The sequence below is a fragment of the Actinocorallia aurantiaca genome (assembly GCF_039533685.1).
In the GTDB taxonomy this organism is placed as follows: Bacteria; Actinomycetota; Actinomycetes; order Streptosporangiales; family Streptosporangiaceae; genus Actinocorallia; species Actinocorallia aurantiaca.
Map to the genome: position 1 here is coordinate 17873 of NZ_BAAATZ010000006.1, position 25649 is coordinate 43521.

Genomic DNA, 25649 nt, shown 5'->3' on the forward strand with positions numbered 1-25649 from the left:
CCGCGCGGTCAGACGGGGACGGCGAGGCGGGCGGTGTAGCCGGTCCTGGTGTTTCCGGTGAGGGCGGCGAGCTGGGAGGCGTGGCCGTCGCTGAAGACGTTGTCGGTTTCCAGGGAGGAACCGGACAGGTTGGTGATGCTCCGCTCGTAGCCGGAGGTGGCGTAGACCTTCCTGCAGACGTCTTCGGGGAAGGCGAGCTGGGTGGTCTTGACGCCTTCGGAGGCCGAGGTGGCGTCCTTGAGGGTCGCGTAGACCTCGAAGTGGATGTGGGGCCAGCGGCCCGCGTAGGCGCCGGGGAAGACCGTGGTGAAACGGACCTTGCCGTCGGCTCCGGCCTCCTGGACGCCGCGCAGGTAGTTCTCGGCGGTGACGCCTTCGGAGTAGAGGGAGTACCTGCCTTCGCGGTCGCAGTGCCACAGGTAGACCGCGGCTCCCTTGTAGGGCGTCCCGTCGGCGGTGACGGTGAGCTCGACGGTCAGGGGGACGCCCTGGGCCGTTCCCGTCGCCGAGCCGAAGCTGGAGCGGATGTCGCCGCGGACCACGCCGCTCTCGGTGAGGACGTTCGGGCCGTTCGAGCCGTCGCCGGGGTAGGGGCCCGCGGTCTCGTCGGGGATCTCGCCGCCGGCCGACGCCGTCCCGGGCGGAGGGGCGCCGGGACCCTCGGAGATGACGGGGGACGTCGTGGCGGCGGACCGGTCGTCGTCGCCGCAGCCGACGGCGCCGAGCAGGACCGCTCCGCCGAGCATGCCGAGCACGCCGCGGCGGTCCAGCAGCCTCGGCAGGTCGAAGGCCAGACCCCGGTCGTGGTCATGGTCGTGGTGCATCGTTCGGATCCTCTCGTCCACGGTCGGTCTCCTCGAGGGTGCGCGCCCAGGATGAGTCCACCATGAGGACTCCACGGGTTCTGGATGAGTTCCGGCGGAACGCGGTCTCCTCCTTTCGGGGATTCCGCATCGGGCATAACCGTATGGGGAAGGGAAACGCCCGTGAACAGGACGCTATGCGGGATCCAGGAGGAATGGTGACTGATGGTGCTGGGACGGTGCGGGTCGCCTCGCGGGGGCTGACGGCGGCGGAGGCAGCGGAACGGCTGGAGCGGGACGGGCCCAACTCCCTTCCACGGCGGCCTCCCACCCCGTTGTGGCGGCGGATCGCGGCGCAGCTGCGGGACCCTCTGATCATCGTGCTGCTGGTCGCCGCGGCGCTGACGCTGCTCACCGGCGACTACACCGACACCATCGTGATCCTGCTGGTGGTCATCGCCAACACCACGGTCGGGGTGTGGCAGGAGGTGCGGGCCGACCAGGCGATCACGGCGCTGACGGAGCTCACCGCCCCGGCCGCCCGGGTGGTGCGGGACGGCAGGCAGCGGGAGGTCCCCGGCGACGAGGTCGTGGTGGGGGACCTCGTGGTGCTGGGCGAAGGGGACATCGTCCCCGCCGACGGCGTCCTGGTCGACGCGGGCGGGCTGCTGGTGGACGAGTCGTCCCTGACGGGCGAGTCGGTGCCCGTGGACAAGGTCGCCTCCGGCTCGCCCGAAGAGGAGGAGGACGAGGCGTCGAAGGTCTCGTCGGGGACCGTGGTGTCCAAGGGCCGGGGGCAGGCCCTCGTCACCGCGACCGGCGAGGACAGCGCGGCGGGGCGGATCGCCTCGATGCTGGGCCGGGACGTGGGCCTCACCCCCCTGCAGAAGCGGCTCGCCGGCATCGGCAGGCTGCTGGCGGTGCTCGCGGTCGTCCTGTGCGTCATCGTCCTGGTGCTCGGGCTGGTGCGGGGGCAGCCGCTCGAACTGATGGTGGTCACCGCGATCAGCCTGGTGGTCGCCGCCGTCCCCGAGTCGCTCCCCGCCGTCGTCACCCTGGCCCTGGCCCTGGGCGCGAGGCGCATGGCGGCGCGCAACGCGCTCATCCGCAAGCTCCCGGCCGTCGAGACGCTGGGGTCGGTGACCGTCCTGGCCACCGACAAGACCGGCACCCTCACCGAGGGGCGGATGGTCGCACAGCACGCCTGGACGCCCGCGGACGTGGAGATCGAGCTGACCGGCACCGGCTACGCCCCCGAAGGCGAGGCCCTGCTGGACGGCCGCGAGATCGGGCCGTCCGACCGACCGGACGTCACCGACCTGCTGACCGCCGCCGCCCTGTGCAACGACGCCCGCCTGGCCCCGCCGGACGACGGGCGCGAGGACTGGGCGGCGCTCGGCGACCCCACGGAGGCCGCCCTCCTCGTCGCCGCCGCCAGGCTCGGCCTCGACCACGAGGACCTGCAGGACGAGTTCCCCCGCACCGCCGAGCTCCCCTTCGACAGCGACCGCAAGCGCATGACGACCGTCCACCGCCTCTCCGGCGACCGCTACCTGGTCGTCTGCAAGGGCGCGCCCGAGGTCCTGCTGGACTCCGAGTTCCTCGCCGACGACCGGACGGTGGTCGACGAGGCCGTCGCCAAGGCCGACGAGTACGCCCGCGGCGGTTTCCGGGTCCTGGCCGTCGCCCGGTCCGAGCGGGGGAAGGACGAGCTCGGCGACGACCTGGAGCACGGCCTTCACCTGCTCGGCCTCGTCGCCATCCTCGACCCGCCGCGCGAGGCCGCCGCCCGCACCATCGCCGCCTGCAAGGCGGCCGGGATCCGCCCGGTCCTCATCACCGGCGACCATCCGGGGACCGCCCGCGCCATCGCGGGCGAGCTCGGCATCGTGGACGAGTCCGCTCCGGATCAGGTGGTCGACTGCCGGGGTCCCCGCCCGGAGAACCTCCACGAGATCACGGTCTTCGCCCGAGCGAACCCCCGGCACAAGCTCGACATCATCGAGGCCCTCAGCGACAGCGGCGAGATCGTCGCGATGACCGGCGACGGCGTCAACGACGGGCCGGCCCTGCGCCGCTCCGACATCGGCGTGGCGATGGGCGACCGGGGCACCGAGGTGGCCCGCCAGGCCTCCGACCTGGTGCTCGCCGACGACGAGCTGGGCACCGTGGTGGCCGCCGTCGAGGAGGGGCGGCGGGTGTACTCCAACATCCGCAGGTTCCTGGTCTACGCGCTGTCCGGCGGGGTCACCGAGATCGCGGTCATGCTCATCGGCCCGTTCGTGGGGCTGCCGCTGCCGCTGCTGCCCGCCCAGATCCTGTGGATCAACCTGCTCACCCACGGCCTGCCCGGGGTGGCGCTGGGCGGGGAGCCCGCGGAGGAGAGCGCGATGCGCCGCCCGCCGCGCCCGCCGGAGCAGAGCATCCTCGGCGCGGGCCTGTGGCAGCGGATCGTGCGGATCGCGGTGGTGCTCACCGCCGTCACCCTCGGCGTCGCGGTGTGGGCCGAGCACACCGGGCGCCCCTGGCAGAGCATGGCGTTCTTCACCCTGGGGGCCCTGCAGCTGGGAGCGGCCCTCGGGTCCCGCGCCCGGCCGCGCTCCCTGGCCAACCCGATGCTGCTGGCCGCCGTCGCGGGGGCGCTGCTGCTCCAGCTGGCGGGCCTCTACCTGCCGCCCCTGCAGGAGCTCCTGGGCACCGAGCCCCTGGCCCTGCCGGACCTCCTGATCGTCGGCGCCCTCTCCGTGCTGGGCTACGCCGCGGTGCGCCTGGACCGCATCATCCACCCGGGCCCCGGCCGCCGGGTCGCGGGCGGCTCCGGGGTCCCCGCGAAGTGACGCCGGGGCCCCGGCCGGCGGAGGGTCAGGAGTTCTCCTCGCGGTACCCCGAGACCTCACGGGTCATGTCGGTGAGAAATCTCTCGATGGCGGTCATCTCCTCGGGGGAATAGTCCTCCATGGCCCGGGTGAGCCGCGTGTTGAGGGGGTGGAAGAAGGTAGCGGCCAGTTTCATGGCCTCGGGGGCCACCTCCAGGTGGACGCGTCGGCGGTCGCCCGGCACGGAGCGGCGGACCAGGTGGTCGGCCTGCTCCAGGCGGTCGAGCAGCGAGCTGACCGCCGCGGTGGTCAGGCCCAGCTTGCGGGCCAGGTCGCCGGGGGTGATGGGAGCCCCTACCAGCCCGGCCTCCATGATCAGGAAAATCGCGCGGACGTTGGTGGGATGCAGGGCGTGCTTCTTGGCGAAGGCGTGGCCCAGCTGGTCCAGCTCGGCGCTCAGCCTGCGCATGAGCACGATCAGACGACGGCGTTCCGCCGCGCCCTCGTCGTCCATGGTCGTTCCGCCCCTTTGCGTTAGCTAGACTATTTAACTAGATTGTTTAACTACTAGATTATCTACACATAGTGACGCCGCAAGCCCTCCGTGCCGTCACGGACGGTACGAGGCCGCCGCTTCCGGTAGACGGCCTCGTGATCCACGACGGCGAACACACTATTGCGAGAAGAGCCTGACGATATGTCGAAGAAGATCCGACTCTGGCTGCCGCTCGCCCTCGTCCTCCTCGTCTGGATCGTCGGAGTCGGGCCCCTCGGCCAGTTCACCGGCAAGCTCGGCGAGGTCCAGAGCAACGACAGCAGCACCTTCCTCCCCACCACCGCCGAGTCCACCCGCGTCGCCGAACTCCGCAAGGGCTTCGAGGACCGGAGCACCACGCCCGCCGTGCTCGTCTGGGAGTCCGAAGGCGAGATCGGCGAAGACGCCGAGAAGCGGGCGGCCGCGGCGATCCAGCGGATCCAGCAGGAGGGTCTGACCGCCGAGACGCCCTCGCCGCCGATCAGATCCGAGGACGGCAGGGCGCTGGAAGCCGTCCTCCCCCTGCCCGCCGACGTGGACGACCCCCCGATCGACCGGATCAGGGAGCTCGCCGCGGTCCCCGGCCTCGACCTGTACGTCACGGGCAGCGCCGCCGTCGGCGCCGACCTGTCCGCGGCCTTCGCCGGCATCGACGGGCTGCTGCTCATGGTCGCGCTCGGCGTCGTGCTGGTCATCCTGCTGCTGGTCTACCGCAGCGTGCTGCTGCCCCTCGTCGTGATCGTCACCGCGGTGCTGGCGCTCGCGCTGGCCTCCGCCCTGGTCTACTTCCTGGCCGACCGCGGGACGCTCACCCTCGACGGGCAGACCCAGGGGATCATGTTCATCCTGGTGGTCGGCGCCGCCACCGACTACGCGCTGCTCCTGGCCGTCCGGTACCGGGAGGAACTCGTCGAAGCCGACCGCTGGGAGGCCATCAAGCACGCCTGGCGGCGCTCCCTCGCGCCCATCTCCGCCAGTGCCTTCACCGTCGCGGCAGGCCTGCTGACCCTGATGCTCAGCGACCTCAACTCCAACCGCTCCCTCGGCCCCGTCGCCGCCATCGGCGTCGGCTGCGCCCTGGTCGCGGTGCTCACCTTCCTGCCCGCCGCGCTGGCGCTCCTCGGCCGCGCCGCCTACTGGCCCTCACGCCGCCTCGACCGCGGGCACAAGGTGTGGGACAAGCTCGCCGGGGTCATCTCCCGCAGGCCGCGCCGCACCTGGGTGCTGACCGCCCTGGCGCTGTGCGCGCTGGCGGCGTTCGCGCCGACGCTGAAGGCCGACGGCATCGCCCAGTCCGACGTGTTCCTCGAGAAGACCCCCTCGGTCGAGGGGCAGGACGCGCTGCGGCGGCACTTCCCCGCCGGGTCCGGCAACCCCGTGATCATCCTGGCGAAGGCCGACGCCCTCCAGCCGACCGCACAGGCGGCGCAGGCCGTCGAGGGCGTGTCCTCGGCCCGGCCGATGGCGGACGACTCCGGGATGCCGGTGATCGTCGACGGGCGAGGCATGATCCAGGCGACCCTGGCCTCCTCCCCCGACTCCGACGAGGCCATCGACACCGTGGCCGCGCTGCGCGAGGCCCTGCACCCGCTCCCCGGGGCGGACGCGCTCGTCGGCGGCTACACCGCGTCCCAGTACGACACCCGGCTCACCGCCGAACGGGACCGGACCGTCATCATCCCCGTCGCGCTGCTGGTGATCGTGGTCATCCTCGGCCTGCTGCTGCGGGCCATGACCGCGCCGATCGTGCTCATCCTGACGGTCGTGCTGTCGTTCGCCGCGACGCTCGGCGTGTCCGCGCTGGTGTTCGACCACGTCTTCGGCTTCGCGGGCTCCGACCCGAGCGTCCCCCTGTTCGGGTTCGTGTTCCTCGTCGCGCTGGGCGTGGACTACAACATCTTCCTCATGACCCGCGTGCGTGAGGAGGCCCTCCAGCACGGGGCGCGGGAAGGCGTCCTGAAGGGGCTGGTCGCCACCGGCGGCGTCATCACCTCCGCGGGGGTCGTCCTCGCGGCGACCTTCGGCGCCCTCGCGGTGCTCCCGCTGGTCTTCCTCGTCCAGCTCGCCTTCATCGTGGCGTTCGGGGTCCTGCTGGACGCGCTCGTCGTGCGCTCCCTGCTCGTCCCGGCCCTCGCCTACGACCTCGGGGCGAAGATGTGGTGGCCGACCCGGCGCAAGATCCGCCCCTAAAGGGGGATCCCGGCCGGCCCCGTCGACTCGTCCGCGGGCTTCGACGGCGGAACCCTCGTGGTCTTCGTCGCGGTCGGGGCCGGTTCGGGAGTCTCCTCCTCGGCCGGCGCGGAGTCCGGCGGCTCCGGTACGGGAGCGGGCCGCGGCGTCGGACTCGGACTGGGCTCCGGGACCGGCTCCGCGGTCCGCGTCGCCTCGACGGTCCGCGTCGGTTCCAGAGTCCGGGTCGGTTCGACGGTCCGGGTCGGTTCGACGGTCCGGGTCGGCTCCACCGTCTGGGGCTCCTTGGTCTCGGGCTTCTCGGTCCGGGGATCCTGCGGAACCTCACCGGAGGGCTCCGGCTCCTCCGGCCCCGACGGCTCGGGCTCCGGCTCCTGCGCGCCGGGTTCCTCAGGCCCCGGCTCCTGGGGCACGGGCTCTTGGGGCACGGGCTCCGCGGGCGGAGGCTCTTCGACGGGTCCGGGCTGCTGGGGCACCGGAACGACAGGGCCCGGAGCGGCCCCCACGGGCACGGCCTCGGGGTCGGGCGCGGGGACGGCCGGAGGCGCCGTCTCGGGTTCGGGCAGGACCCCCGGAGGTTCGGTCGGGCCCGGTTGCGCCGGAGGCGGGTCGACCGGGCCGGGCACGGGCGGCTCCGCCTGGTCGGGCGCGGGGGGCTCCGCCTGCGGAGTCGGGCTGGGAACCGGAGTGGGATCCCCCGCTCCGTCGGGGCCGACCGGCACCGGCGGCGGCTCCGTCGGCGGCTGCGAGGGCTCAGACGGCCCGGCCGTGGGTTCGGCCGTCGGCTCGCCGGAGGCGAGGGGCTGCGACACCGCGGCCGGGGGCTTGGCCTCGGGCTGCGCCTCCTCCTCCCCCACCAGCACGATCACCGCGGTGGAGGCCGCCGCCAGCAACGCGGCCGAGCACACCGCGACCGCCTTGGTCCCGCCCAGCAGCTTGACGCCCGCCCGCACCCCCGTTCCCAGCACGCCGCTCGTGGCGCTCGTGGCACTCGTGACCCCTGTGGCGCCGGGGGCGCTCCCCCCGGACATCCCGGTGGAGGCGAGGCTGGAGGCCGCGGCGTCCAGGCCCGCCGTACCGCTCACGATCAGCCCCGTGACGGCCGGCGGGAACAACGCCGCCAGCGATCCGGCGGCCGTGCCCAGCAGCAGCAGCCCGCGCCGCTTCCACTCCTCCCCGTACGCCGCCAAGGCCGCGGCTTCGAGCTCGTCGAGGAAGAGTGCCGCGCTCACCGGCCGGTGCAGGGGGTGCTTCGCCATCCCGCGCGCCACCAGTCTCCGCAGCGGCTCCGCCACCTCCCCCACCGGCACCGGCGCCTCCAGGTGCCCCCTCATCAGCGCCATCCGGTCCGGTCCGCGGAACGGCCGGCGCCCCGCGACGCACTCGAAGAACGTGACGGTGGCCGCGTACACGTCCGTCGCGGCGGTGACCGTCTCTCCCCGCCACTGCTCGGGCGCCATGTAGGCGGGCGTCCCCGCGTAGGACCGGCGCCCCTCGGGGACGGCGATCCCGAAGTCGATGAGCTTGCTGACCCCCTGCGCGTTCACGATCACGTTGGCCGGCTTGTAGTCCCGGTGCACCACTCCGGCCGAGTGCGCCGCCTGCAGTCCCAGCAGCGATCCGCGCAGCGCCACCAGCGCCGCCTCGGGCGCCAGCGTCCCGTACTCCTTCAGGATCCGCCTGAGCGGGACCCCGTCGACGGCCTCCATGACCATCGCCACCCCGCGCGGGTCCTCCACCACGCCATAAAGCCGCGCCACGTGCTCGTCCCGCACCGAGACCAGCATTCGCGCCTCATGGCGCAGCAGCGTCCGCTCCTCCTCATTCTCCGCGAGGGGGAACTGCCCCTGCAGATACTTGATGGCGACGATCCGCCCGTCTTTCTCGCCCCGTGCCAGCACCACCCGGCCCTGCTGCCCGGATCCGAGTTCTCCCTGCTCGACGAAGCCGTCGAGCCGCCAGACCTCACCCATCCCGTCCCCCACGACGAGCCTGCTCACCCGTGGCCCCGGCGAGTCCAGGGACAGTGGATAGGAACGGATACCTTCGAGTCAATGCATTTTCGGATAACGCCACCAATTCGAGAAACGATCTTTTTTTAGGCCATCCGATATTGAAATGTCGATCTTTTGTGAAATTACAGGATCAGTCAGATATCAAAAGCCTGATCCGGCAGGAGAAGGGGTTCGGAGGGTCTCGGTGGCGAGCGCGAGGAGGGCGCCGGTGTCGGCCGGGGCGTGCGGGGAGGCCAGCCGGGCGGCGAGGGCCCGGTCGATCCACGACGCCTCGGCGGGGTCGTAGCCGGCGTTGAGGAGCGCGGCCTCGATCTCGGTGTCGTGGACCGTGGGGACGGCCGGACGCCACGAGCGGGCCCGGTCCAGGGAGACGCAGTGGCGGTAGAGCAGGGTGAGCCGCGGAAGGCGGTACTCGCCGAGGTTGCGGGGGCGTTCGGTCAGCAGGAGCGCGCGGAGCGTCCACTGCTCGGTCTCGGCGGTGAGCTGCGCGATGTCCCGGTCCGGGTCGTACTCGCCGGCGCGGGGGTGGCGGCCCGGCCAGAGCCCGTCGCCGGGGAGGGCCCGGGTGGCCTCGTCCCAGAGTTCGGCGAACCGCTCGGACAGGCCCTCGTCGTAGGCGGCCCAGTCTTCGGGCGGGCGGCCCGCCAGGCGGTCCAGGTTGTCGGTGGAGGCGTCGCGCAGGTAGCTGAGGAGCCTGCCGTAGCACTCGTGGAAGCCCGGTGAGCCGATCTTCTGCTCGGCCTTCATCCGCCGCTGCGAGCGGAACATGGTGAAGCCCAGGGCCAGGAAGCCCAGCACGGCGCCGCCCCTGATCGCGTGGTTCACCCACGGCTCCAGCCAGGACGCCCACGACGCCGGATCGATCTTGATCTCCAGCAGGAAGTCCAGCAGCGCGACCGACGAGAACAGCGCGCCGGCCAGCGCTATCGTCCCGCCGGCCTTTTGCAGGACGTCCACCTCGCGCACGCGCCGCTCGTCGAAGGCGTGCCCGATGGAGCCGAGCAGGTCCTTGTACTGCCCGTTCACCGACGCCGCCACCTGCTGGACGTTCTCGGCGAGCCGCCGCAGGTGCCCCAGGCGGCTGGTCCGCAGGAACGCCTCCCGCAGGCTCCGCGCGCCGCGCAGCGGGCGTTCGGCCAGCCTCTGGTCCAGCAGGTCGCCGAGGTCCTCCTCCAGCTGGTCGATCTCCGCGCGGAGCAGGTCGATCCGGCGGACGAGCTCGGCGATGTCCGCGACGCCCTGCAGCAGGGTCTGGTGCACCAGCTCGACGGCCTGGTGGGTGTCGGCCAGCCGCCGGTCGGAGCCGACGGGCATGTGCAGGGCGAGCGCGTCCCACAGCAGGGACGCCTGCCGCGCCGCGGCGTCGTAGACCTCCACGTGCGTCCGCCACACGTTGAGGGAGCGGTCGAGGCCGTGCATCTCCGCCGCCACGCGGGCCTCGATCTCGGTGAGCAGCGCGGTGGCCTGCCGGACGCCCAGGTCCGCCTCCCGCCGGACGCCCGGATCGTCGACGCCCTCGGAGGGCCTGGGCACCAGCAGGTAGACGGGGCGGATCTCGGACTCGTCGTCGCCGACCTGGCCGAACCTGCGCAGCGCCAGGACGGAGCCGTCCACGACGCTCTGCGCCACCCCGCTGTCCCCCACGCCCCGGCTCAGCAGCGAGCGGACGAGCCGGGCGGCGAGCGGGTCCTTCTCCAGGTACTCCACCGGGTCCCGCACCCCTTCGAGGGCGAGGACCCAGAACATCGGGGCCGCGTAGTCGCGTTCCCTGACGCGGGTGACGACGGGTGCGAAGAACTCCCCGACCTTCCGTTCGGCCACTTCCTCGGCCAGCCGCTCGAAGTCCGGCTGCGCCGGCTCCCCGGCTCCGGCGGCGAACCGCTCCGCCACTTGGTCGGGGACGACCGGCGGCGGCGAACCCCAGAAGCTGAACGTGAAGTGCACCCGGCAGTCCCCCGCGTAGTGCAGGAAGCGCACGTCCAGTTCGGTCCAGTGCGACGCGGACACGGAGCCCTCGGGCAGCAGATACCGGGCCCGGACGGGATCGCACAGGATCCGCAGACGTTCCGGAGCGGGCCGTACGTCCCCCCGCGCCCCTCGCTCCTCCAGCGACCGGACGAAGTCGTCCAGCAGTTCCGAAGCGTCCTTCCCCTGCCGCCACTCCTCCCAGACCGTGTCGTCCTCGGCGCCCCCGGCCGGCACCGCGCACCAGGACACCCCCTCGGTGAGGTCCTCCGGCCCGGCCACCGAACGGAGCAGCAGCCTCAGCGCCCGGGAGCAGTCGGAGTACCGCTCGTCGGCGTGCCACGTCCGCCACTCGGTGGCCACCAGGACGAGCTGCCGCAGCCGCCCCTCCTCCCTGCGCCGCTGCAGGTACGCGGACAGGCTCTGCCGGAGTTCTGGAAGCGCCATTCGCTCCTCCATGATGGGGGGTGGTCTCCACACGTTACTGAGCCGCCCGGGCAGGCCGCCGCGCTCCGCGGTCCTCCTCTAGCGGGGCCGGCCTTCCGCCAGCCTCAGCTGCTCCTCTTCGATGATCTGGGCGGCCAGCGACTGCTCGGAGACGTCCAGCGCCGCGTTGGGAGCCGACTCGGCCAGGTCGCTGCGCCTGGCGTAGGCGTCGAACAGCCGTGCCTTTCCGCCCAGGATCCTCAGGAGCCTCTGGTCCACCGAGTCGGCGGCCAGCAACCGGTGCACCTGTACTCCGCGCACCTGCCCCATGCGGTGCGCGCGGGCGACGGCCTGCGCCTCCACGCCGGGTTTGAGCTGCGGCTCGCACAGCAGCACCACGGAGGCCGCCTGGAGGTTGAGCCCGACGCCGCCCGCCTGGATCTGGCCGAGCAGGACGGCATGGCCCTGGACGGCGGAGAAGCCGTCCACCACCTCCTGCCTGCGCTCGGCGGGGAGCGAACCGGAGACGGGCCCGTGGGCGCGTCCTCCGAGCGCCTCCTCCACGCACGCCAGGACGTCGCGGAAGTAGGAGAAGACGATGACCTTGAGCCCGTTCTGCTCGGCCTCCTGCACGATCTCCAGCAGGCGTTTCAGTTTGGCCGAGGTCTTCGGGACGGCGTAGGCGGCGGAGCGCATGGCCATGAAGTTCCGGGCTCTGACGGCGGCCTGGTAGGCGTCCAGGTCGGGGCCGCTGAACTCGACCCATTCGGCGGTCTCGACGAGCTCGGGCAGCTCCGCCAGGACGTCCTGCTGGTTGCGCCGCAGGTACACGGGGGCGACGGCCTTGCGGAACGCGCTCGCGCCCGCCGCCGCGTAGCCGATCTCCAGGTTCTCGGCCAGCTCCGGCCGCAGGTAGGAGACGAGGGTGCGGAACTCCTCGACCCGGTTCTCCATGGGCGTGCCGGTGAGGAAGAGCACCCGTTCGACGCGGCGGCACCACTCCGCGACGGCCTGGGACCTCTTGGTCCGGGGGTTCTTCACGAAGTGCGCCTCGTCGACGACGAGCATCCCGACGCGTACCCCGGGCGAGGCCTCCAGCCGGTAGAGGCTGTCCAGGGTGGTCACGGCGACGCCGCCCTCGCGCTCCCACGCGTCCCGGGCGGCGGCGCGGCCGGAGCCGTGCAGGCAGAAGGGCTTCAGTGCGCTGCGGGACTCGATCTCCCGGAGCCAGTTGATGAGCACGCTGGTCGGGCAGACCACCAGGAAGTGGGTGTCGCCTTCGGAGCGGAGGTGGGCGAGGGCGGCGATCGCCTCGATCGACTTGCCGAGGCCCATCTCGTCTCCGAGGATCACCCGGCGTCGCGCCAGCGCGAACCGGGCGCCGAACTCCTGGTAGCCGCGCAGCGAGACCCGCCGGTGGGCGTCGTCGAGCCGCTGCGCCAGGACCTCGGCGACGAGGTCCCCGGGGAGCAGCCCGTGCGCGGCCGGCCGGTCGTCGCCGTTGCCGGCCAGCTCGGCGAGCAGCGTGTGGTACTCCGGCGAGCGCAGCTCGAAGTCGGTCCAGGCCTCGAACTCCGAGGGGGGCGGGCGGAGCAGGTCGGTGGTCGCCTGCGCGAGCAGCAGGGAGGTCTCGAGCAGCCGCACCCGTTCGAGTTCGCCGGTGAGCTCCGCCAGCGCGGCGTAGGCCCGTCTCCTGCGCCTCCCTCCGGTGAGCAGCAGCCGCAGCCGTCCGAAGGCGGGGCGGGCCTCCAGGAGCAGGGGGACGACCCACCGGTCCAGCTCGCGGGCCGCCTCCACGGCGCGCGGCAGGTCGGGGCCCGCGTCGACGAGGCGGTACAGCGCGACGAGCAGCGCGGTGGTGCGCGCGTCGCGCCGTCCCACGTCGATCCTGATCCCGGTCGACTCCCGTGCCGCCTGTTCCAGCTGGCGGGCCGCCGAGTGCAGCTGCGCGGCGGTCGGCGCTCCGATTCCGGGCAGCAGTTGCAGCTCGTACGCCGAGGCCTCCAGCACCTGCCGGACGTCGGTGAACCCGGCCTTCTCCAGCGCGCCGATCCGCAGCCGGCCTCCGGTGACGTCCTTCAGCCGCGCGACGGGCACCGAGGCGAGTTCCGCCCTGGCCTGTTCGGCGCGCACTCCCTCCAGCACGTCCATGACGTCCCGGCGGGCCCGCTCGTGTTCGGCCAGCAGCATGCGCGCCGTGCCGAGCAGGCGGCCCGCCTCGTCGCGCGCCCTGCGCGCCTCACCGGGGGTGGGACGGATCTCCTCGCCTCTCAGGCCGGTCGTGTCCATGGCCGCGCCTTTCTTGGGGGGATGGACCGTCCGGGGAGGATATCCAGCGGTCGGGACGTTCTGAGGGCCGCGGCCCGGGCCTCTCGGAGGAGGGTCCCACCGTCCCGTTCGGGGGAAGCGGCGCCGAAGCCCACCGCTTCACGGCCGCCGGCGGTCCGGCGCGGACGGGCCCGGGAGAGCGGAGATCTCTTCACGTCCCGTTTCCGACACCGCCCGGACCGGTTCCGGTCAGCTCTATTCACGCAAAGGTAATAAATGCTTTTTTGTTATATATGCACCGATCCTCCCCAAGGCCCCAGCCCCGGACACCGGCCCGAAGGCGGAGGACGGGACGGGCCGAGGGCGCCGGCCGGGAGGGACGAGCAGACCCCGCAACCCCCGCCGGCGCGGAGGCCGCGCCGGCCGCTCCGGCCGAGGGACGACAGAGGTACGGCCTTTGCCCTGGTAAAGCTCACATAGCTCGCTGTATGGCAGCAATCACCCGCACACCTGTATATTCCTCCTCGGCTGATCGCCTCGGTCTCGGGCTCCAGAGCCACCTGACCGAAATGGGCGATTTGTCCAGCAGGGTCGCCAGGAGTGGGATTTTCTTCACGCTGCCAGTTGAACCAAACGGTATCGCCCAAACCTGGAAATAAGGCAAGCTTCCCTGCACCATTCACTTCCGTCTTCAGCCCGTGATGAGGACTCTGAGAGATGTCGCATTCCTCCCGACCTGTGCGGGCTCCGCGCCCGCCGGTGGAGAAGGCTCTGATCGCCTGGCTGATCTGTGTCCTCGGCGCCGGGGCCGTCTGGCTGTGGGCGGTGATGTCCGTCCCGACGGACGTCAGGCCGGTGGCCGGCTGGGCCGGCGGCGCCGCCGCGCTCGCCTTCTGCCTGGCCAGCGCGCTCGCCGTCTACTTCGCGGCCAAGGCGAGCTGGAACGGCCGGCAGCTCGCCCAGATCCGGCACGGACTGGCCGGAACCGAGCAGGAGATGTACCGCATCTGCGAGGAGACCCTGCCCGGCATGGCCTTCCGGGCCAGGGAGGGCGCCTCGCTGGAGCTCCTGCTCTCCGAGACCCAGCCTCCCGCCGACCTCCAGCTCCAGCGCCTGCTGCACGCCACCGCGCGCGAGCTGGTCGCCGCCGAGCAGCGGACCGCCGCCGCGCTCCGGAACGGCGCCGGGACGCACCGGGACGCCAGCCGGCTCGCCGAGGAGATCCTGCCCGAGCTCGTCCGCAGGATCCGCGAGGAGAACGCCTCCCTGGAGACCGCCATCTCCGAGGTCCCCCGGCCGGACGACCCCGTGCTGGCCGAGCTGCTGGAGTCCGTCGCCCAGGAGATCGCCTCCGGCGAGCGCCGGGGCACCGCCGCGATGGCCGCCTGCTCCAACGCCGCCGCCCGGGTCCAGGCGCAGACCACCAGCCTCCTGGCCGACCTGCGCGAGCTCCAGCACCGCTACGGCGGGGCCGGAGAGGAGAAGATCTTCGCCGACCTGCTCGACCTGGACCACCGGATCTCCCAGCTCGGCCGACTCGCCGACAGCATCGCGCTGCTCAGCGGCGGCCGGTCGGGCCGCCGCTGGACCAAGCCGATCGCCATGGAGAGCGTCCTGCGCGGCGCGATGGGCCGCATCAACGCCTACCGGCGCGTCCGCCTGCACTCCATCAGCGACTCCGCCGTCGTCGGCTACGCCGCCGAAGGCGTCATGCACGCTCTCGCCGAGCTCATGGACAACGCCACCACGTTCTCCGCGCACGGCAGCGAAGTCCACGTCTACCTCGAGGAGGAGGACGCGGGCATCATCATCACCATCGAGGACAGCGGCCTGGGCATGCGCAAGCGCGAACGCCTGCGCGCCGAGGCCCTCGTCGGCGAGCCCAGCGACCTGAAGACCCTGGCCGGAACCCGGCTGGGCCTGGCGGTCGTCGGACGGCTCGCCGACAAGTACGGCCTGTCGGTCAGCTTCCGGCCCTCCTCCCGCGGGGGCACCGGAGTCGTCCTGATGATCCCGCGCCAGCTCGTCACCCAGCCGAAGCCCGCCCCCGCACCGGCCAGAGAGGTCATGAGCCCGCCGCCCGCAGAACCGCCCGTCCCGTCCGCCGACCCCCTCACCACGAGCGGGGAGTGGTCCGGACTGCCCAAGCGCCCCCGGGGCGCGGCCCTCGCGGCCGCTGAGGAGAGCGGCCTGCCGACCTCCGTGGCCGAGCCTTCCCCCGCGCCCCGCGACACCGGAGCGCGGTTCGCCGCCTTCCGTAAGGCGGCGGGCAAAGACGCCTCTACCACTCAGGACGATAGATAGGGACCGGCTCCCCGATATGAGCACCATCGATGCACCCAGCACCACCGAGCGGACCCTGGAGTGGCTGCTGGAGAGCCTCCGGCAGCGCACTCCAGGCGTGCGGCACATCCTCGTGCTGTCCAAGGACGGCCTGAAGATGTGCTTCACCTCAGGCCTGACCGTCGACAAGGCCGACCACCTGTCGGCCATCGCGGCGGGCATCCAGAGCCTCTCGCTCAGCGCCTCCGCGGAGTTCGGCAACCGGCTCGGACCCGGCCAGGCCATGGTCGAGTTCGCGGGCGGGCTGCTGCTGATCATCCGGGCCGGAGCCGGCGCCCATCTGGCGGTCGTGGCCGACGAGGACGCCGACGTCGGCATCGTCGGCCACAACATGAACGAGCTGGTGGAGCAGATCGGCGGCTTCCTCACCGCCGCCCCGCGCGGACCCGAACCGGCCTCATGAGCGCCCGCAGGCTCGACGACGAGAGCCCCGACCGCCTGTACACCGTGACGGGCGGGCGGAGCGACGCCGGTGACATAGAACTGGACCTGGTCAGCCTGGTCATCGCGGAATTCGAGCCCGCACCCGGCATGCAGTCCGAGCACGCTCGGATCCTGGAGCTCTGCCGAAGGCCCATCGCGATCGTGGAGCTGGCCGCCGAACTCCGCCTCCCCGTGAGCGTCGTGAAGATCCTGGTCAGCGATCTCCTCGACACCGGACGCCTGTCCCTGAGACGGTCGGCGCGTCCGGCGGGCAAGGCCCAACTTCCCGACATGGAAATTCTGAAGCAGGTGCTCATTGGACTCGAGAGTCTCTGATCCGGCCGTGCGCGCACCGCTGAGCGACACGGCCACCACCGGACTGAAGATCGTGATCGTGGGCGGCTTCGGGGTCGGCAAGACCTCGCTGGTCGGCTCGGTCAGCGAGATCCACCCGCTGAGCACCGAAGAGATCATGACGCAGGCGGGGGTCGGGGTCGACGACGTCGGCCAGGTCCGCGACAAGCGGACCACCACCGTCGCCTTCGACTTCGGGCGCATCACCCTGAACGCCGAGAACATCCTGTACCTTTTCGGCGCCCCCGGCCAGGAGCGCTTCTGGTTCCTGTGGGACCAGCTGTTCGCCGGCAGCCTCGGCGCGATCGTCCTGGTGGACACGCGCCGGCTGGAGGAGTCCTGGTACGCCATCGACCGCCTCGAACACCACGGGATGCCGTTCGTGGTGGCGGTCAACCGGTTCGAGGGCCAGGGCCCGAGCCTCGACCAGATCCGCGACGCCCTCTCCCTCCCCCCGGACGTCCCCCTGATCGACTGCGACGCCCGGCTGCGGGAATCCGGCAAGTTCGTCCTCATCACGCTGGTCCGCCACCTGACACGTCTCTCGGAGCGCATGCCATGAAAGCGGAAGAACCCGTACGCCTCTACGGCACGCACATCGCCGCCGATCCCGCCGAACTGTACGAGGAGATCCGAGGCCGACACGGCAGCGTCGCGCCGATCCTGCTCGACGACGACGTGCCCGCCTGGTTCGTGATCGGGTACCGCGAGGTCCACCACGTCACCGCCAACCCGCAGATGTTCGCGCGGGACTCCCGGCGCTGGAACCAGTGGCCCAACATCCCCGAGAACTGGCCGCTGCTGCCCTACGTCGGCTGGAACCCCTCCGTCATGTTCGCCGAGGCCGGCGAGCACCAGCGCCGGGCCGGGGCGATCGGCGACGCGCTGGACGTCATCGACCGCACCGAGCTGACGTCCATCTGCGAGCGGGCCTCGGACCTGCTCATCGACACGTTCGCCGGGGACGGCGAGGCCGACCTGGTCGCGCAGTACGCCACGATCGTGCCGCTCTACGTGCTGGCGAAGATCTTCGGGCTGCCCGACGCGGACGTGCCGACGCTCGTCCAGGACATCGCCGAGTCCCTGGACGTCGGGGAGGGCGCGGCCGACGCGTACGGGCGGGTGCAGGCCCGGATGCAGCGGCTGGTCAAGGACAAGAAGGACCGGCCGGGACCGGACGTGCCGTCCCGGCTGCTGAACCACCCCACGGGCCTCACCGAGGAGGAGGTCTTCATGGACCTCCTGGTGGTGCTGGCAGCCGCGCAGGCCCCCACCGGCAACTGGATCGGCAACGCGCTGCGGCTGATGCTGATCGACGACGACTTCTCCGTCAGCCTCCAGGGCGGGCGCAGCAGCGTCGCGCAGGCCCTGAACGAGGTGCTGTGGAAGGACACCCCCACCCAGAACTTCATCGGGCGCTGGGCCGTGCACGACTGCGAGCTGGGCGGGCGGCGCGTGCACCGGGGCGACCTGCTGGTGCTGGGGTTCGCCGCGGCCAACCGGGACCCGCAGGTCCGGCCGTCCTTCCACGACACCGGGACGAACCGGGCCCACATGTCGTTCGGGCACGGCGAGCACGGCTGCACCTACCCGGGCCCCGAGATGGGCGAGATCATGGCCAAGACCGCGATCGAGGTGCTGCTGGACCGGCTGCCCGACGTCCGGCTCGCGGTGGACGTGAAGGAGCTGCAGTGGCGTCCTTCGTTGTGGATGCGCGGGCTGTTCGCCCTGCCCGTCTCCTTCACGCCCACCACGCGCGTCTCACGCGGTTAGCGTCACGCGGGGGTGAAGTTCACCCGCAGCTCGGCCGGGCCGCGGGTGAACACGCCCTTCTCCGCCGGGGCGAAGCCGTCTTCGAGCTTCATGTCGGGCATCGCGTCGAGCAGCATGTTCGCGGCGACCTCGACCTCCGCCTTGGCCAGCAGCGCGCCGACGCAGAAGTGGCGCCCGAGCGCGAACGCCAGGTGGTTGGCGGCCGCGGAGAACGCGCTGGTGACGTTCAGGTCGTCCCGGAAGATGTCGAACGCGTCCGGGTTCTTGTAGCGCCGCTCGTCGCGGTTGGCCGCGCCGATCAGGGCGGTGACCGTGCTTCCGGCCGGGATCACGCCGCCGGCGATCTCCACGTCCTCCGAGGGCTGCCGCATGATCATGTGGACCGGCGGGTGGAAGCGCAGCGACTCGGCGAAGGCCCGGTCGATCAGGCTCCGGTCCTCGCGCACCGCCGCCAGCTGCTCGGGGTGCTGAAGGAGCAGGGCGAACATGCTGGCCAGCGCCTTGTCGGTGGTCTCGCCGCCGGCCGCGAGCAGCAGGCTGCAGAACGCCTTGACGTCCTCGTCGCTCATGGTCTCGCCGTCGATCTCGGCGGTGACCAGGGTGGACAGCAGGTCGTCTCCGAGGTTGGAGCGCCGGTCCCGGATGATCGGGAGCATGTACTCGGCGAACTCCTCCTTGGTCCGCACGCCGTCCTCGGCCACCTGCGGGTCCTGGCTGAGGTTGCCCAGGAAGGCGATGATCGAGGTGTACCACTTCTGGAAACGGGCGTGGTCGGACTTGTCGAGGCCGAGCATGTCCACGATCACGTTGATCGGGAATCGGTTGGCGAACTGCGAGACCAGATCGACGGTCCCGTCCGAGCGGAAGGCGTCGATCAGTTCGGACGCGTTCTTCTCGATGACGGGGAGGAATTTCTCCTCCAGTTCGCTTCCCCGGAACGCCGGGGCGACCAGCGCCCGCCGCACGGAGTGGTCGCGGCCGCTCAGCTGGAGGATGGTCTTGCCGTGCACCGGCTCCAGCTGCCAGTCGTAGTTGGCCGTGGTGAAGACCTGGTCCTTGAAGACCCGCTCGACGTCCTCGTAGCGGGCGACGATGTAGGACTGCATCGCCTCGTGGTGGTGCAGGGGGGCCTCGTCGCGCAGGACCTGGTACGCCGGGTAGGGGTTCTCGGCGAATTCGGCGGACAGAATATCGGGTATTTCAGACCCCATAATCAACCTCTCAGAAGGTGCATTTTGCCAATACCACCCTAAAGAGGTCCACCATCATGATCAAGATCTAAACCAAATCGGCCCGCCATGTCAGAAAATGTAACACTACATTAGGACACGACGGGCCTTATCCGGCAAAACCGACAGAACCTTAAGATCCTGACAGAATGGCCATAACTATCTCATTCATCCCTATTGTCGGGATTACTGGGCGCCGGTGACGGTGACCAGCGGGTCGGAGGCGTCGCCCGTCGACCACACGTAGTTCGCGGCCGCGGCGTCGCCCAGCGCGGCCTTGAGGAAGCGGGCGGCCCAGCGCGCGGCGGTCTCGATGCTCTGCGTCTGGCTGATCGTCTGGGCGTTGGCGTCGGGGTCGGCGCCCGCGGGGTTCTGCGCGTCCGTGATGCCGTAGTGGTTGGCGCCGGAGAGCCGGACGATCTGCCGGGGGTCGTCCTTGATCTTGCCGTACGTGGTCTCGGCGTCGGCCGGGAGCGCCACGCCGTCGGCGGTGCCCTGCACGAGCTGCACCGGGACGAGGTTGTCGACCTCGGGGAAGACGCCGATGCCCGGCAGCTTGTTGTTCGTGCCGAAGAACGAGCCGGCCTTGACCTGCGAGGGCATCGTGTAGGTCAGGCTCGTGCAGAACGGGGTGACGCACGTGCTCTCGGCGACGGACAGGCCGGTCGCACCGCCGAAGGAGTGGCCCAGCAGCACCAGCGTGTCGGTGTCGATCCTGCCCTTCAGCGGGGACGAGGCGTTGGCGTTCTCGGCGCCCATCCAGCTGATGGCCTCGGCGGGCTGGCTCTGCGAGGCGTAGTAGTCGTTGTCGAAGAAGAGCAGCCGCTTGTGGTTGGGCACCACGACGATGAAGCCGTGGGAGGCGATCTCCTGCGCGTACCGGGCGTAGTGCATCCGGTGGACCTGCGCGCCCTGGAGCATCAGCGCGACGGGCAGCTCCCCGGTGGCGGCGGCCGGGTAGTAGACGTCGGTCCCGTCGTTCTTGATCTGTGAGGAGTAGTGGGCGACACCCGTGTCCGCAGAGGCCGGAGCGGAGAGTCCGGCGGTGACGCCGGTCAGGAGGGAGCCGAAGAGAGCGGCGGTGACCAGACCGCGAAGACGCATGGGTCCTCCAAAAGAGGGAAACTCTGTTCCACTAAAGCAGACAGAGTTTCCCTCATGGATACACTGGCGTCAATAGAGATCACGAACGCTTTTGCCGGAGGCGCCGCCGTCCCGCCCCGCGGCGCCCCGGCCGCCTTCCGTCGCCGGGCTTGACAGGGACGGATGATCGATAAAGCCTGATATTGAGAATCTCAGGGAGGTTCCTGTGGGCTTCGCCGACGGACCGACGACGTACGACCACGTCTTCCTCATCCGGGATGACGGCCGTTATCTCAGCCCCGAGGCGGCGGCCGGAGCCCTTCCCGTCGAACCCGCGCCTCCCGGGGGGACGCCGCTCCACCTCCAGACGCCCCTGGTGTTCGAGCGGCTGAAGACCCGCTACAAGGACGTCTTCGACTTCCTCGTCCTCATCACGGACGACCTCACCGGCGGGCACCGCAGGGGCACGCGCAGCCTTCACCGCCACATCCACGAGAAGGACGAACTCGGCACCAGACGGCTGAAGGGCGTCTGCACCCTGTCGGCGGGGATGCTGAAGAGCCAGCCCGTCCATGGCGGCAGGGCCGTGCTGCACGAGTTCCGGCACCTCTCGCCGGAACCCGCCCCGCAACGGACGGTGACCCTCTACCAAGCCGCTTTCATCCTGCTCACCCGGGATCCCGAGCGGGCCGTGAAGGAGGGGACCGCCGACCTCGTCAACGAGTGCCGTAAGGCCTTCGAGGTCCTCATCTACGAGGACACCGGCAAGCTCGTCCTGATGCGCACCAACCTGTGGTGACGCGGGGCTACTTGCGCTTCATCCGGTAGCGCAGCACCAGGAACGGGATGCCGAACAGGTCGAAAGCGTGGTCGGCGAGCAGCTCGCCGTCCCGCACGTAGACGTCCAGGCGCTCGGAGAAGCCCTTGACGGCGAGCGCGGTGAGCCTTCCCGACTCCGCGTCCACGTACGCCAGGTAGTGGCCGGGATGGGGGAGGTCGCTCTCGCTGGTGAGCGTCAGGCCGCCGTCCTCCCGCGCGATCGGCACCAGGGTGGCGGTGAAACTGGACTCCGGTGCGGGGAAGCCGACGCTGACGTAGCCGCGCCCCTCGTGCCGGTAGGTGGTGTAGATGCCGACGTAGATGGGTTCGTCGGTGTCGGAGTACGCCCTGATCCAGCCGCGGAGCCGTTCGTCCGGGAGGTCGATCGTGTGGATCCTCCCCCGCACTCCGCGCTGCGCCTCCCGCTGGTTCATCGGGACGTTCGCCTGCCCCAGCGGCCGGGCCACGAGCGTGCGGTACAGCAGGTAGCCGGGCCGCACCCACCTGCGCCACTCCGGAACGATGTCCAGGGTGAACCGGCTGGTGTGCTCGTAGAACTCCCGCACCAGCGGGTCCACCCGCCCCGGCGGGAAACCCGGGCCTTCGAGCTCGTCCAGGTCGGACACGATCCCCACGTCGGGCGCGTCCTCGACGTACTCCCCTCCCAGGCGCTCGGCCAGCTCCTTGACGTAGCCCGTCCCGACGTAGGAGGAGCGCGACACCATCGGCACCACGAACGGCAGCTCGGCGGCGTCCACCTCCTCGGCGAGCAGCTCGACCTGGGCGTCCCGGAACAGCGCCGCGGACAGCACCCGGAACGCCACGACCGCTCCCGCCGCCGTCTCCGCCGGGGACAGGCCCAGCCCGCGTCCCGCCGCGCCCGCCGCCAGCCCCACCACCGGCCCGAGGACCGCCTTCTGCGGCCGGACCCCCAGAGCCCCGGCCGCGCCGCCCGCGAGGAACCCCACCGCCGCGGGCCGTGCCCCGGCCTTGCCGGCGAGCCATCCCAGGGGCGCGGCGACCGCCCCGCTCATCGCGATCCGCTGCCACAGGGGCGGGATCTCCCCCGGTCTCGTCCCGCCGCGCGCGACCGCCTCGCCCAACCCGAGCCCGACGGCCCCGGCCGCGGCTCCGGCCATCGCCGCCCGCGCTCCCCGGCGTCCGGCCAGCGCGGCTCCCGCCACGCCTCCGAGGACCGCCGCGGTACCTACCGACTTCCAGATATCGCCGCCCATGCCTTGAATCTATCGTTTTGATTCAGGAGCATGATCGACTTCTCGGGTGCGGAACCCCGCTCGACTTGCGCCTCATCCGGTAGTGCAGAAAGAGGAAGGGAACTCCGAAGAACTCGAAGGAGTGGTCGGCCTTCAGCTCACCGTTCCGGACATAGACGTCCAGGCGTTCGGCGAGGCGCTTCACCGGCTTCGTGACGAGCCCTCCGGCGCCGAAATCCTCGTACGTCAGGTGATGGCCCGGGTGCGGGAGGTCGCTCGCGCTGGTGAGCGTCAGACCGCCGTCCTCACCCGTCAGCGGCACCAGCGTGGCGGTGAAGGCGCCGCGTGGAACGGGGAAGCCGACGCTCACATAGCCGCGCCCGGACTGCCGGTAGGTGGTGTAGATGCCGACGTGGAAGGGCTCGTCGGTGTCGGAGTAGGCCCTGAGCCACCCGCGGAGCTGGTGGTCGGGGAGCGTGACGGTGTGGATCCTCCCCCGGACTCCGCGCTGCGCCTTCCGCTGGTTCATCGGGATGTTCGCCTGGGAGATCTGCCTCGAGGCGAGCACGCGGTAAAAGAGGTTCCCGAGTCTCGTGCACAGCCGCCACCGCGGCTCGACGTCGAAGGCGAACCGGCCGGTGTGCTCGTAGAACTCCCGCACCAACGGATCCACCCTGTCGGGGACGCAGCCCGGCCCTTCGAGCACGTCCAGGGTGGGAACGATGCCGGCGTTCGGCGCGTCCTCGACGTATTCCCCTCCCAGGTTGACGGCCAGGTCCTTCACGCAGCCCGAATCCGGGCCCGCGGCGATCCACCGCCCCAGCTGCGGAACCCGTTCCGCACGCCGCCGCCCCCGCGCGACCGCCGCCGCCCCCAGCCCGGCCGCTCCCGCCAGCACCCCGACCCAAATTACCGATTTCCCGATATCTCCTCCCACTCCTGAGAACTTACCGGTTCGATGCAGGATCGTGATCAACTTTGTCGAGAAATATCCCGTCTCATGCCGACCGGTATCGGGTCGGCATCGGCGAGATGCGACCCTGAAGGGAAACGCAGGATCCCTGGCGGCACCAGGCCGAATCGGTCGGCATTCGGGGCCGGAACGCGACCGAAGCGAAAGATGGCGCCGGTAGGGATGGTCCGAGAGAACCGGGAGGGCCGATGCTGGACGACACCGTGCGCGAGACGGTCCTGGGGACGTGGGCGGGCGGCTCGTCCAAGGCGTTCAGGCACTCGACGATCCCCGCGATGTTCCACGCGCAGGCCGCGCACACGCCGCACGCGGTGGCCGTCACGTACGAGGGCACGTCCCTCACGTACGCCGAGCTGGAAGCCTGCGCCAACCAGGTCGCCCACCTGCTGATCGAGCGGGGCGCCCGGCCGGAGCGGTTCGTGGCCGTCTCGCTTCCGCCCTCCCTCGCGCTGATCGTCGCGCTGCTCGGGGTGTTGAAGACGGGCGCGGCGTACATACCGGTCGACCCCGACCGCCGGACCGATCAGGCCGACCGCATGGTCGAGAACGGTACGCCCGTCCTCACCCTCGACGCCTCCGTACTGGAAGCGGCCATCGACCGGCCCGCCACCTCCCCGAAGGTGTGGATAGACCCGCGCAACCCTGCGTACGTGGTCTACACATCGGATTCCAAGGGTGTGGTCGTTCCCCACGAGAACGTCATACGGCTGCTGAAAGCCACCGAACCGTGGTTCGCCTTCAATCCGGAAGACGTGTGGACGCTCTTCCATTCGACGGAACTCGACTTCTCCGTGTGGGAGCTGTGGGGGTCGCTGCTCTACGGCGGCTGCCTGGTCATCGTGCCTCACTCCACATCACGCGACCCCCGGGAGCTGCTCGACCTGCTCGTCAGGGAAGAGGTCACGGTGCTGAACCAGACGCCGCCGGACTTCTACCGGCTGATGGACGCCGACGACGGACGGGATCTGGCTCTGCGTTACGTCATCGTCAGCGGCGAGGGCCTCGAACCCGGCCGCCTGCGCGACTGGTACGCCCGCGGACGGGACACCGCGCTGGTGAACATGTACGGCCTCGCCGAGACGACCGTGCACGTCTCCTACCTCGCGCTGGACGAAGCGCACCGCCCGGCCGGAGCCGGCTCGGCCATCGGCACGGGCATCCCGGATCTGCGCGTCTACGTCCTGGACGACCGGCTCCAGCCCGTCCCTCCGGGTGTCGCAGGGGAGCTGTACGTGGGGGGCGCGGGCCTGGCACGCGGCTACCTGGACCGGCCCGGACCGTCCGCCGAACGGTTCGTCGCCGACCCGTACGGCGCGCCCGGCGCCCGCATGTACCGCTCGGGAGACCTGGTGCGGTGGCGTCCTGACGGCTCCCTGGAGCACCTCGGCCGGAGGTAGCGTCTTGCCACCCGGGTAGAACGTGTTCTAGTTTCGCGGGCATGAGCTTCGTTCTGCTGGACAGGCCCCGCGAGCATGTCGCGCTGATCACCATGAACCGGCCCGAGCGCAGGAACGCCATGGCCTTCGACGTCATGATCCCGCTCCGGGAGACGATCGAACGCGTCAGCCGCGACAACGACGTCCGCGTCATCGTCCTCACCGGCGCGGGCGACGGCTTCTGCTCCGGCGCCGACCTGGAGGACCCCGGCCCCCTCCCCGACATCGACGGCCTCACCCTCCCGTCGATCGCCCGGCGCGCCATGGAGGAGCTCGAGGACGTCGTCCTGGCCCTGCGCAAGGCCCACCAGCCCGTCATCGGCGCGATCAACGGCCCCGCCGTCGGCGGGGGCATGTGCCTCTCCCTGGCCACCGACATCCGCCTCGCGTCCGAGACCGCCCGCTTCCGCGCCGCCGGCATCAACAACGGCCTCACCGCCGCCGAACTGGGCCTGTCCTACCTGCTCCCCCGCGCCATCGGCGCCTCCCGCGCCTTCGAGATCATGCTCTCCGGCCGCGACGTGACCGCCGGCGAGGCCGAGCGGATCGGCCTGGTCTCCCGCACCGTCCCCGCCCCCGACCTCCTGGAGGAGTGCTACACCCTGGCCTCCCGCATCGCCGCCTACAGCCGCCTGGGCGTCGAGCTGACCAAGCGCATGCTCTGGTCCAGCCTGGACACCGCCGGCCTCCAGTCCCACCTGGAGCACGAGGGCACCGCCCAGCTCCTCGTCCGCCTGACGACCCGCAACTTCGAGGAGTCCATCCGCGCCCGCAAGGACTCCCGCCCCCCGGACTTCATGGACTAACCGGCCGGACTCCCGGCCCGCCTTCCCGACGCCACCGAGGCCGCCAGCCATATCGCGACCCCCGCCCCGACGCCGAGTCCCAGGTTCCCGGCGGACAAGCCCGCCGCGGCCCCCAGGGCCAGCCCCATCCCCATGCTCGCCAGCTGATGGTTCCTCACAGGCCTCCCCCTTTCATGAT

The 25649-nt window shown here is 71.2% G+C and carries 20 protein-coding genes; 10 read left to right on the forward strand and 10 right to left on the reverse strand.

Features of this window, described 5'->3' with window-relative positions; translation table 11 throughout:
* Positions 1 to 8: 8 nt before the first annotated feature.
* Positions 9 to 845 carry a dioxygenase family protein gene (locus tag ABD327_RS06920; RefSeq protein WP_344449357.1) on the reverse strand — a complete coding sequence of 279 codons (837 nt, stop codon included), beginning with the start codon at positions 843 to 845 and terminating at the stop codon, positions 9 to 11.
* Positions 846 to 1021: 176 nt separating this feature from the next.
* Here ABD327_RS06920 and ABD327_RS06925 point away from each other — a divergent pair, with 176 nt between their 5' ends.
* Positions 1022 to 3640, forward strand: a complete 2619-nt coding sequence (locus ABD327_RS06925) for a cation-translocating P-type ATPase (RefSeq protein WP_344449358.1) — start codon at positions 1022 to 1024, stop codon at positions 3638 to 3640.
* 25 nt (positions 3641 to 3665) lie between these two features.
* Here ABD327_RS06925 and ABD327_RS06930 read toward each other — a convergent pair whose 3' ends face one another.
* A complete protein-coding gene (locus tag ABD327_RS06930; protein WP_344449359.1) occupies positions 3666 to 4133 on the reverse strand; it encodes a MarR family winged helix-turn-helix transcriptional regulator in 468 nt (155 codons plus the stop codon).
* Between the two features lie 183 nt (positions 4134 to 4316).
* Here ABD327_RS06930 and ABD327_RS06935 point away from each other — a divergent pair, with 183 nt between their 5' ends.
* Positions 4317 to 6344, forward strand: coding sequence for an MMPL family transporter (locus ABD327_RS06935; RefSeq protein WP_344449361.1), 2028 nt, complete (start codon positions 4317 to 4319; stop codon positions 6342 to 6344).
* Here the strand turns inward: ABD327_RS06935 and ABD327_RS06940 are convergent.
* The 3 genes from ABD327_RS06940 to ABD327_RS06950 form a co-directional block, all read right to left on the reverse strand.
* On the reverse strand, positions 6341 to 8344 hold the full coding sequence (locus ABD327_RS06940) for a serine/threonine-protein kinase (protein WP_344449362.1): 2004 nt from the start codon (positions 8342 to 8344) through the stop codon (positions 6341 to 6343). The genes ABD327_RS06935 and ABD327_RS06940 overlap by 4 nt on opposite strands.
* Before the next feature lie 156 nt (positions 8345 to 8500).
* Positions 8501 to 10771, reverse strand: a complete 2271-nt coding sequence (locus ABD327_RS06945) for a hypothetical protein (RefSeq protein WP_344449363.1) — start codon at positions 10769 to 10771, stop codon at positions 8501 to 8503.
* A gap of 78 nt (positions 10772 to 10849) precedes the next feature.
* Positions 10850 to 13039: a DEAD/DEAH box helicase gene (locus ABD327_RS06950; protein WP_344449364.1), complete on the reverse strand. Its 2190-nt coding sequence runs from the start codon at positions 13037 to 13039 to the stop codon at positions 10850 to 10852.
* A gap of 738 nt (positions 13040 to 13777) precedes the next feature.
* Between ABD327_RS06950 and ABD327_RS06955 the strand changes: the two genes are divergently transcribed.
* From ABD327_RS06955 to ABD327_RS06975, 5 genes are read left to right on the forward strand one after another with little or no spacing between them, the layout of a single operon-like run.
* Complete coding sequence (locus ABD327_RS06955) at positions 13778 to 15322, forward strand: sensor histidine kinase (RefSeq protein ID WP_344449365.1); 1545 nt, start codon at positions 13778 to 13780, stop codon at positions 15320 to 15322.
* A 16-nt stretch (positions 15323 to 15338) separates the two neighbouring features.
* Positions 15339 to 15764, forward strand: a complete 426-nt coding sequence (locus ABD327_RS06960) for a roadblock/LC7 domain-containing protein (protein WP_344449366.1) — start codon at positions 15339 to 15341, stop codon at positions 15762 to 15764.
* Positions 15761 to 16120: a DUF742 domain-containing protein gene (locus tag ABD327_RS06965; RefSeq protein ID WP_344449367.1), complete on the forward strand. Its 360-nt coding sequence runs from the start codon at positions 15761 to 15763 to the stop codon at positions 16118 to 16120. Before ABD327_RS06960 ends, ABD327_RS06965 begins: the two co-directional genes overlap by 4 nt.
* Positions 16101 to 16700, forward strand: a complete 600-nt coding sequence (locus ABD327_RS06970) for a GTP-binding protein (RefSeq protein ID WP_425547077.1) — start codon at positions 16101 to 16103, stop codon at positions 16698 to 16700. Before ABD327_RS06965 ends, ABD327_RS06970 begins: the two co-directional genes overlap by 20 nt.
* Positions 16697 to 17911 (forward strand): cytochrome P450, encoded by a 1215-nt coding sequence (locus tag ABD327_RS06975; protein ID WP_344449369.1) that lies wholly within the window; start codon positions 16697 to 16699, stop codon positions 17909 to 17911. The genes ABD327_RS06970 and ABD327_RS06975 overlap by 4 nt, the downstream gene beginning before the upstream one ends.
* Positions 17912 to 17913: 2 nt before the next feature.
* Here the strand turns inward: ABD327_RS06975 and ABD327_RS06980 are convergent, their stop codons facing one another.
* Both ABD327_RS06980 and ABD327_RS06985 read right to left on the reverse strand, forming a co-directional pair.
* The gene (locus tag ABD327_RS06980) at positions 17914 to 19122 is read right to left on the reverse strand and encodes a cytochrome P450 (RefSeq protein WP_344449370.1); all 1209 of its coding nucleotides are present in this window, start codon (positions 19120 to 19122) and stop codon (positions 17914 to 17916) included.
* A 204-nt stretch (positions 19123 to 19326) separates the two neighbouring features.
* Positions 19327 to 20244, reverse strand: a complete 918-nt coding sequence (locus tag ABD327_RS06985; protein ID WP_344449371.1) for an alpha/beta hydrolase family protein — start codon at positions 20242 to 20244, stop codon at positions 19327 to 19329.
* Positions 20245 to 20449: 205 nt separating this feature from the next.
* On the opposite strand from ABD327_RS06985, the gene ABD327_RS06990 reads away from it, so the two are divergent.
* Positions 20450 to 21022, forward strand: coding sequence for a hypothetical protein (locus ABD327_RS06990; protein WP_344449372.1), 573 nt, complete (start codon positions 20450 to 20452; stop codon positions 21020 to 21022).
* Positions 21023 to 21029: 7 nt separating this feature from the next.
* Here ABD327_RS06990 and ABD327_RS06995 read toward each other — a convergent pair whose 3' ends face one another.
* Both ABD327_RS06995 and ABD327_RS07000 read right to left on the reverse strand, forming a co-directional pair.
* Entirely contained in the window at positions 21030 to 22277 is a 1248-nt protein-coding gene (locus ABD327_RS06995) for a hypothetical protein (protein WP_344449373.1), read from the reverse strand.
* A 22-nt stretch (positions 22278 to 22299) separates the two neighbouring features.
* The gene (locus ABD327_RS07000; protein WP_344449374.1) at positions 22300 to 23154 is read right to left on the reverse strand and encodes a hypothetical protein; all 855 of its coding nucleotides are present in this window, start codon (positions 23152 to 23154) and stop codon (positions 22300 to 22302) included.
* 263 nt (positions 23155 to 23417) lie between these two features.
* Here ABD327_RS07000 and ABD327_RS07005 point away from each other — a divergent pair, with 263 nt between their 5' ends.
* Positions 23418 to 24626, forward strand: coding sequence for an AMP-binding protein (locus tag ABD327_RS07005; protein WP_344449375.1), 1209 nt, complete (start codon positions 23418 to 23420; stop codon positions 24624 to 24626).
* Between the two features lie 41 nt (positions 24627 to 24667).
* Positions 24668 to 25471, forward strand: a complete 804-nt coding sequence (locus tag ABD327_RS07010; RefSeq protein WP_344449376.1) for an enoyl-CoA hydratase — start codon at positions 24668 to 24670, stop codon at positions 25469 to 25471.
* Here the strand turns inward: ABD327_RS07010 and ABD327_RS07015 are convergent.
* Positions 25468 to 25629 carry a hypothetical protein gene (locus ABD327_RS07015; protein ID WP_344449377.1) on the reverse strand — a complete coding sequence of 54 codons (162 nt, stop codon included), beginning with the start codon at positions 25627 to 25629 and terminating at the stop codon, positions 25468 to 25470. The two genes, ABD327_RS07010 and ABD327_RS07015, sit on opposite strands and share 4 nt — an antisense overlap.
* Positions 25630 to 25649: the final 20 nt, after the last annotated feature.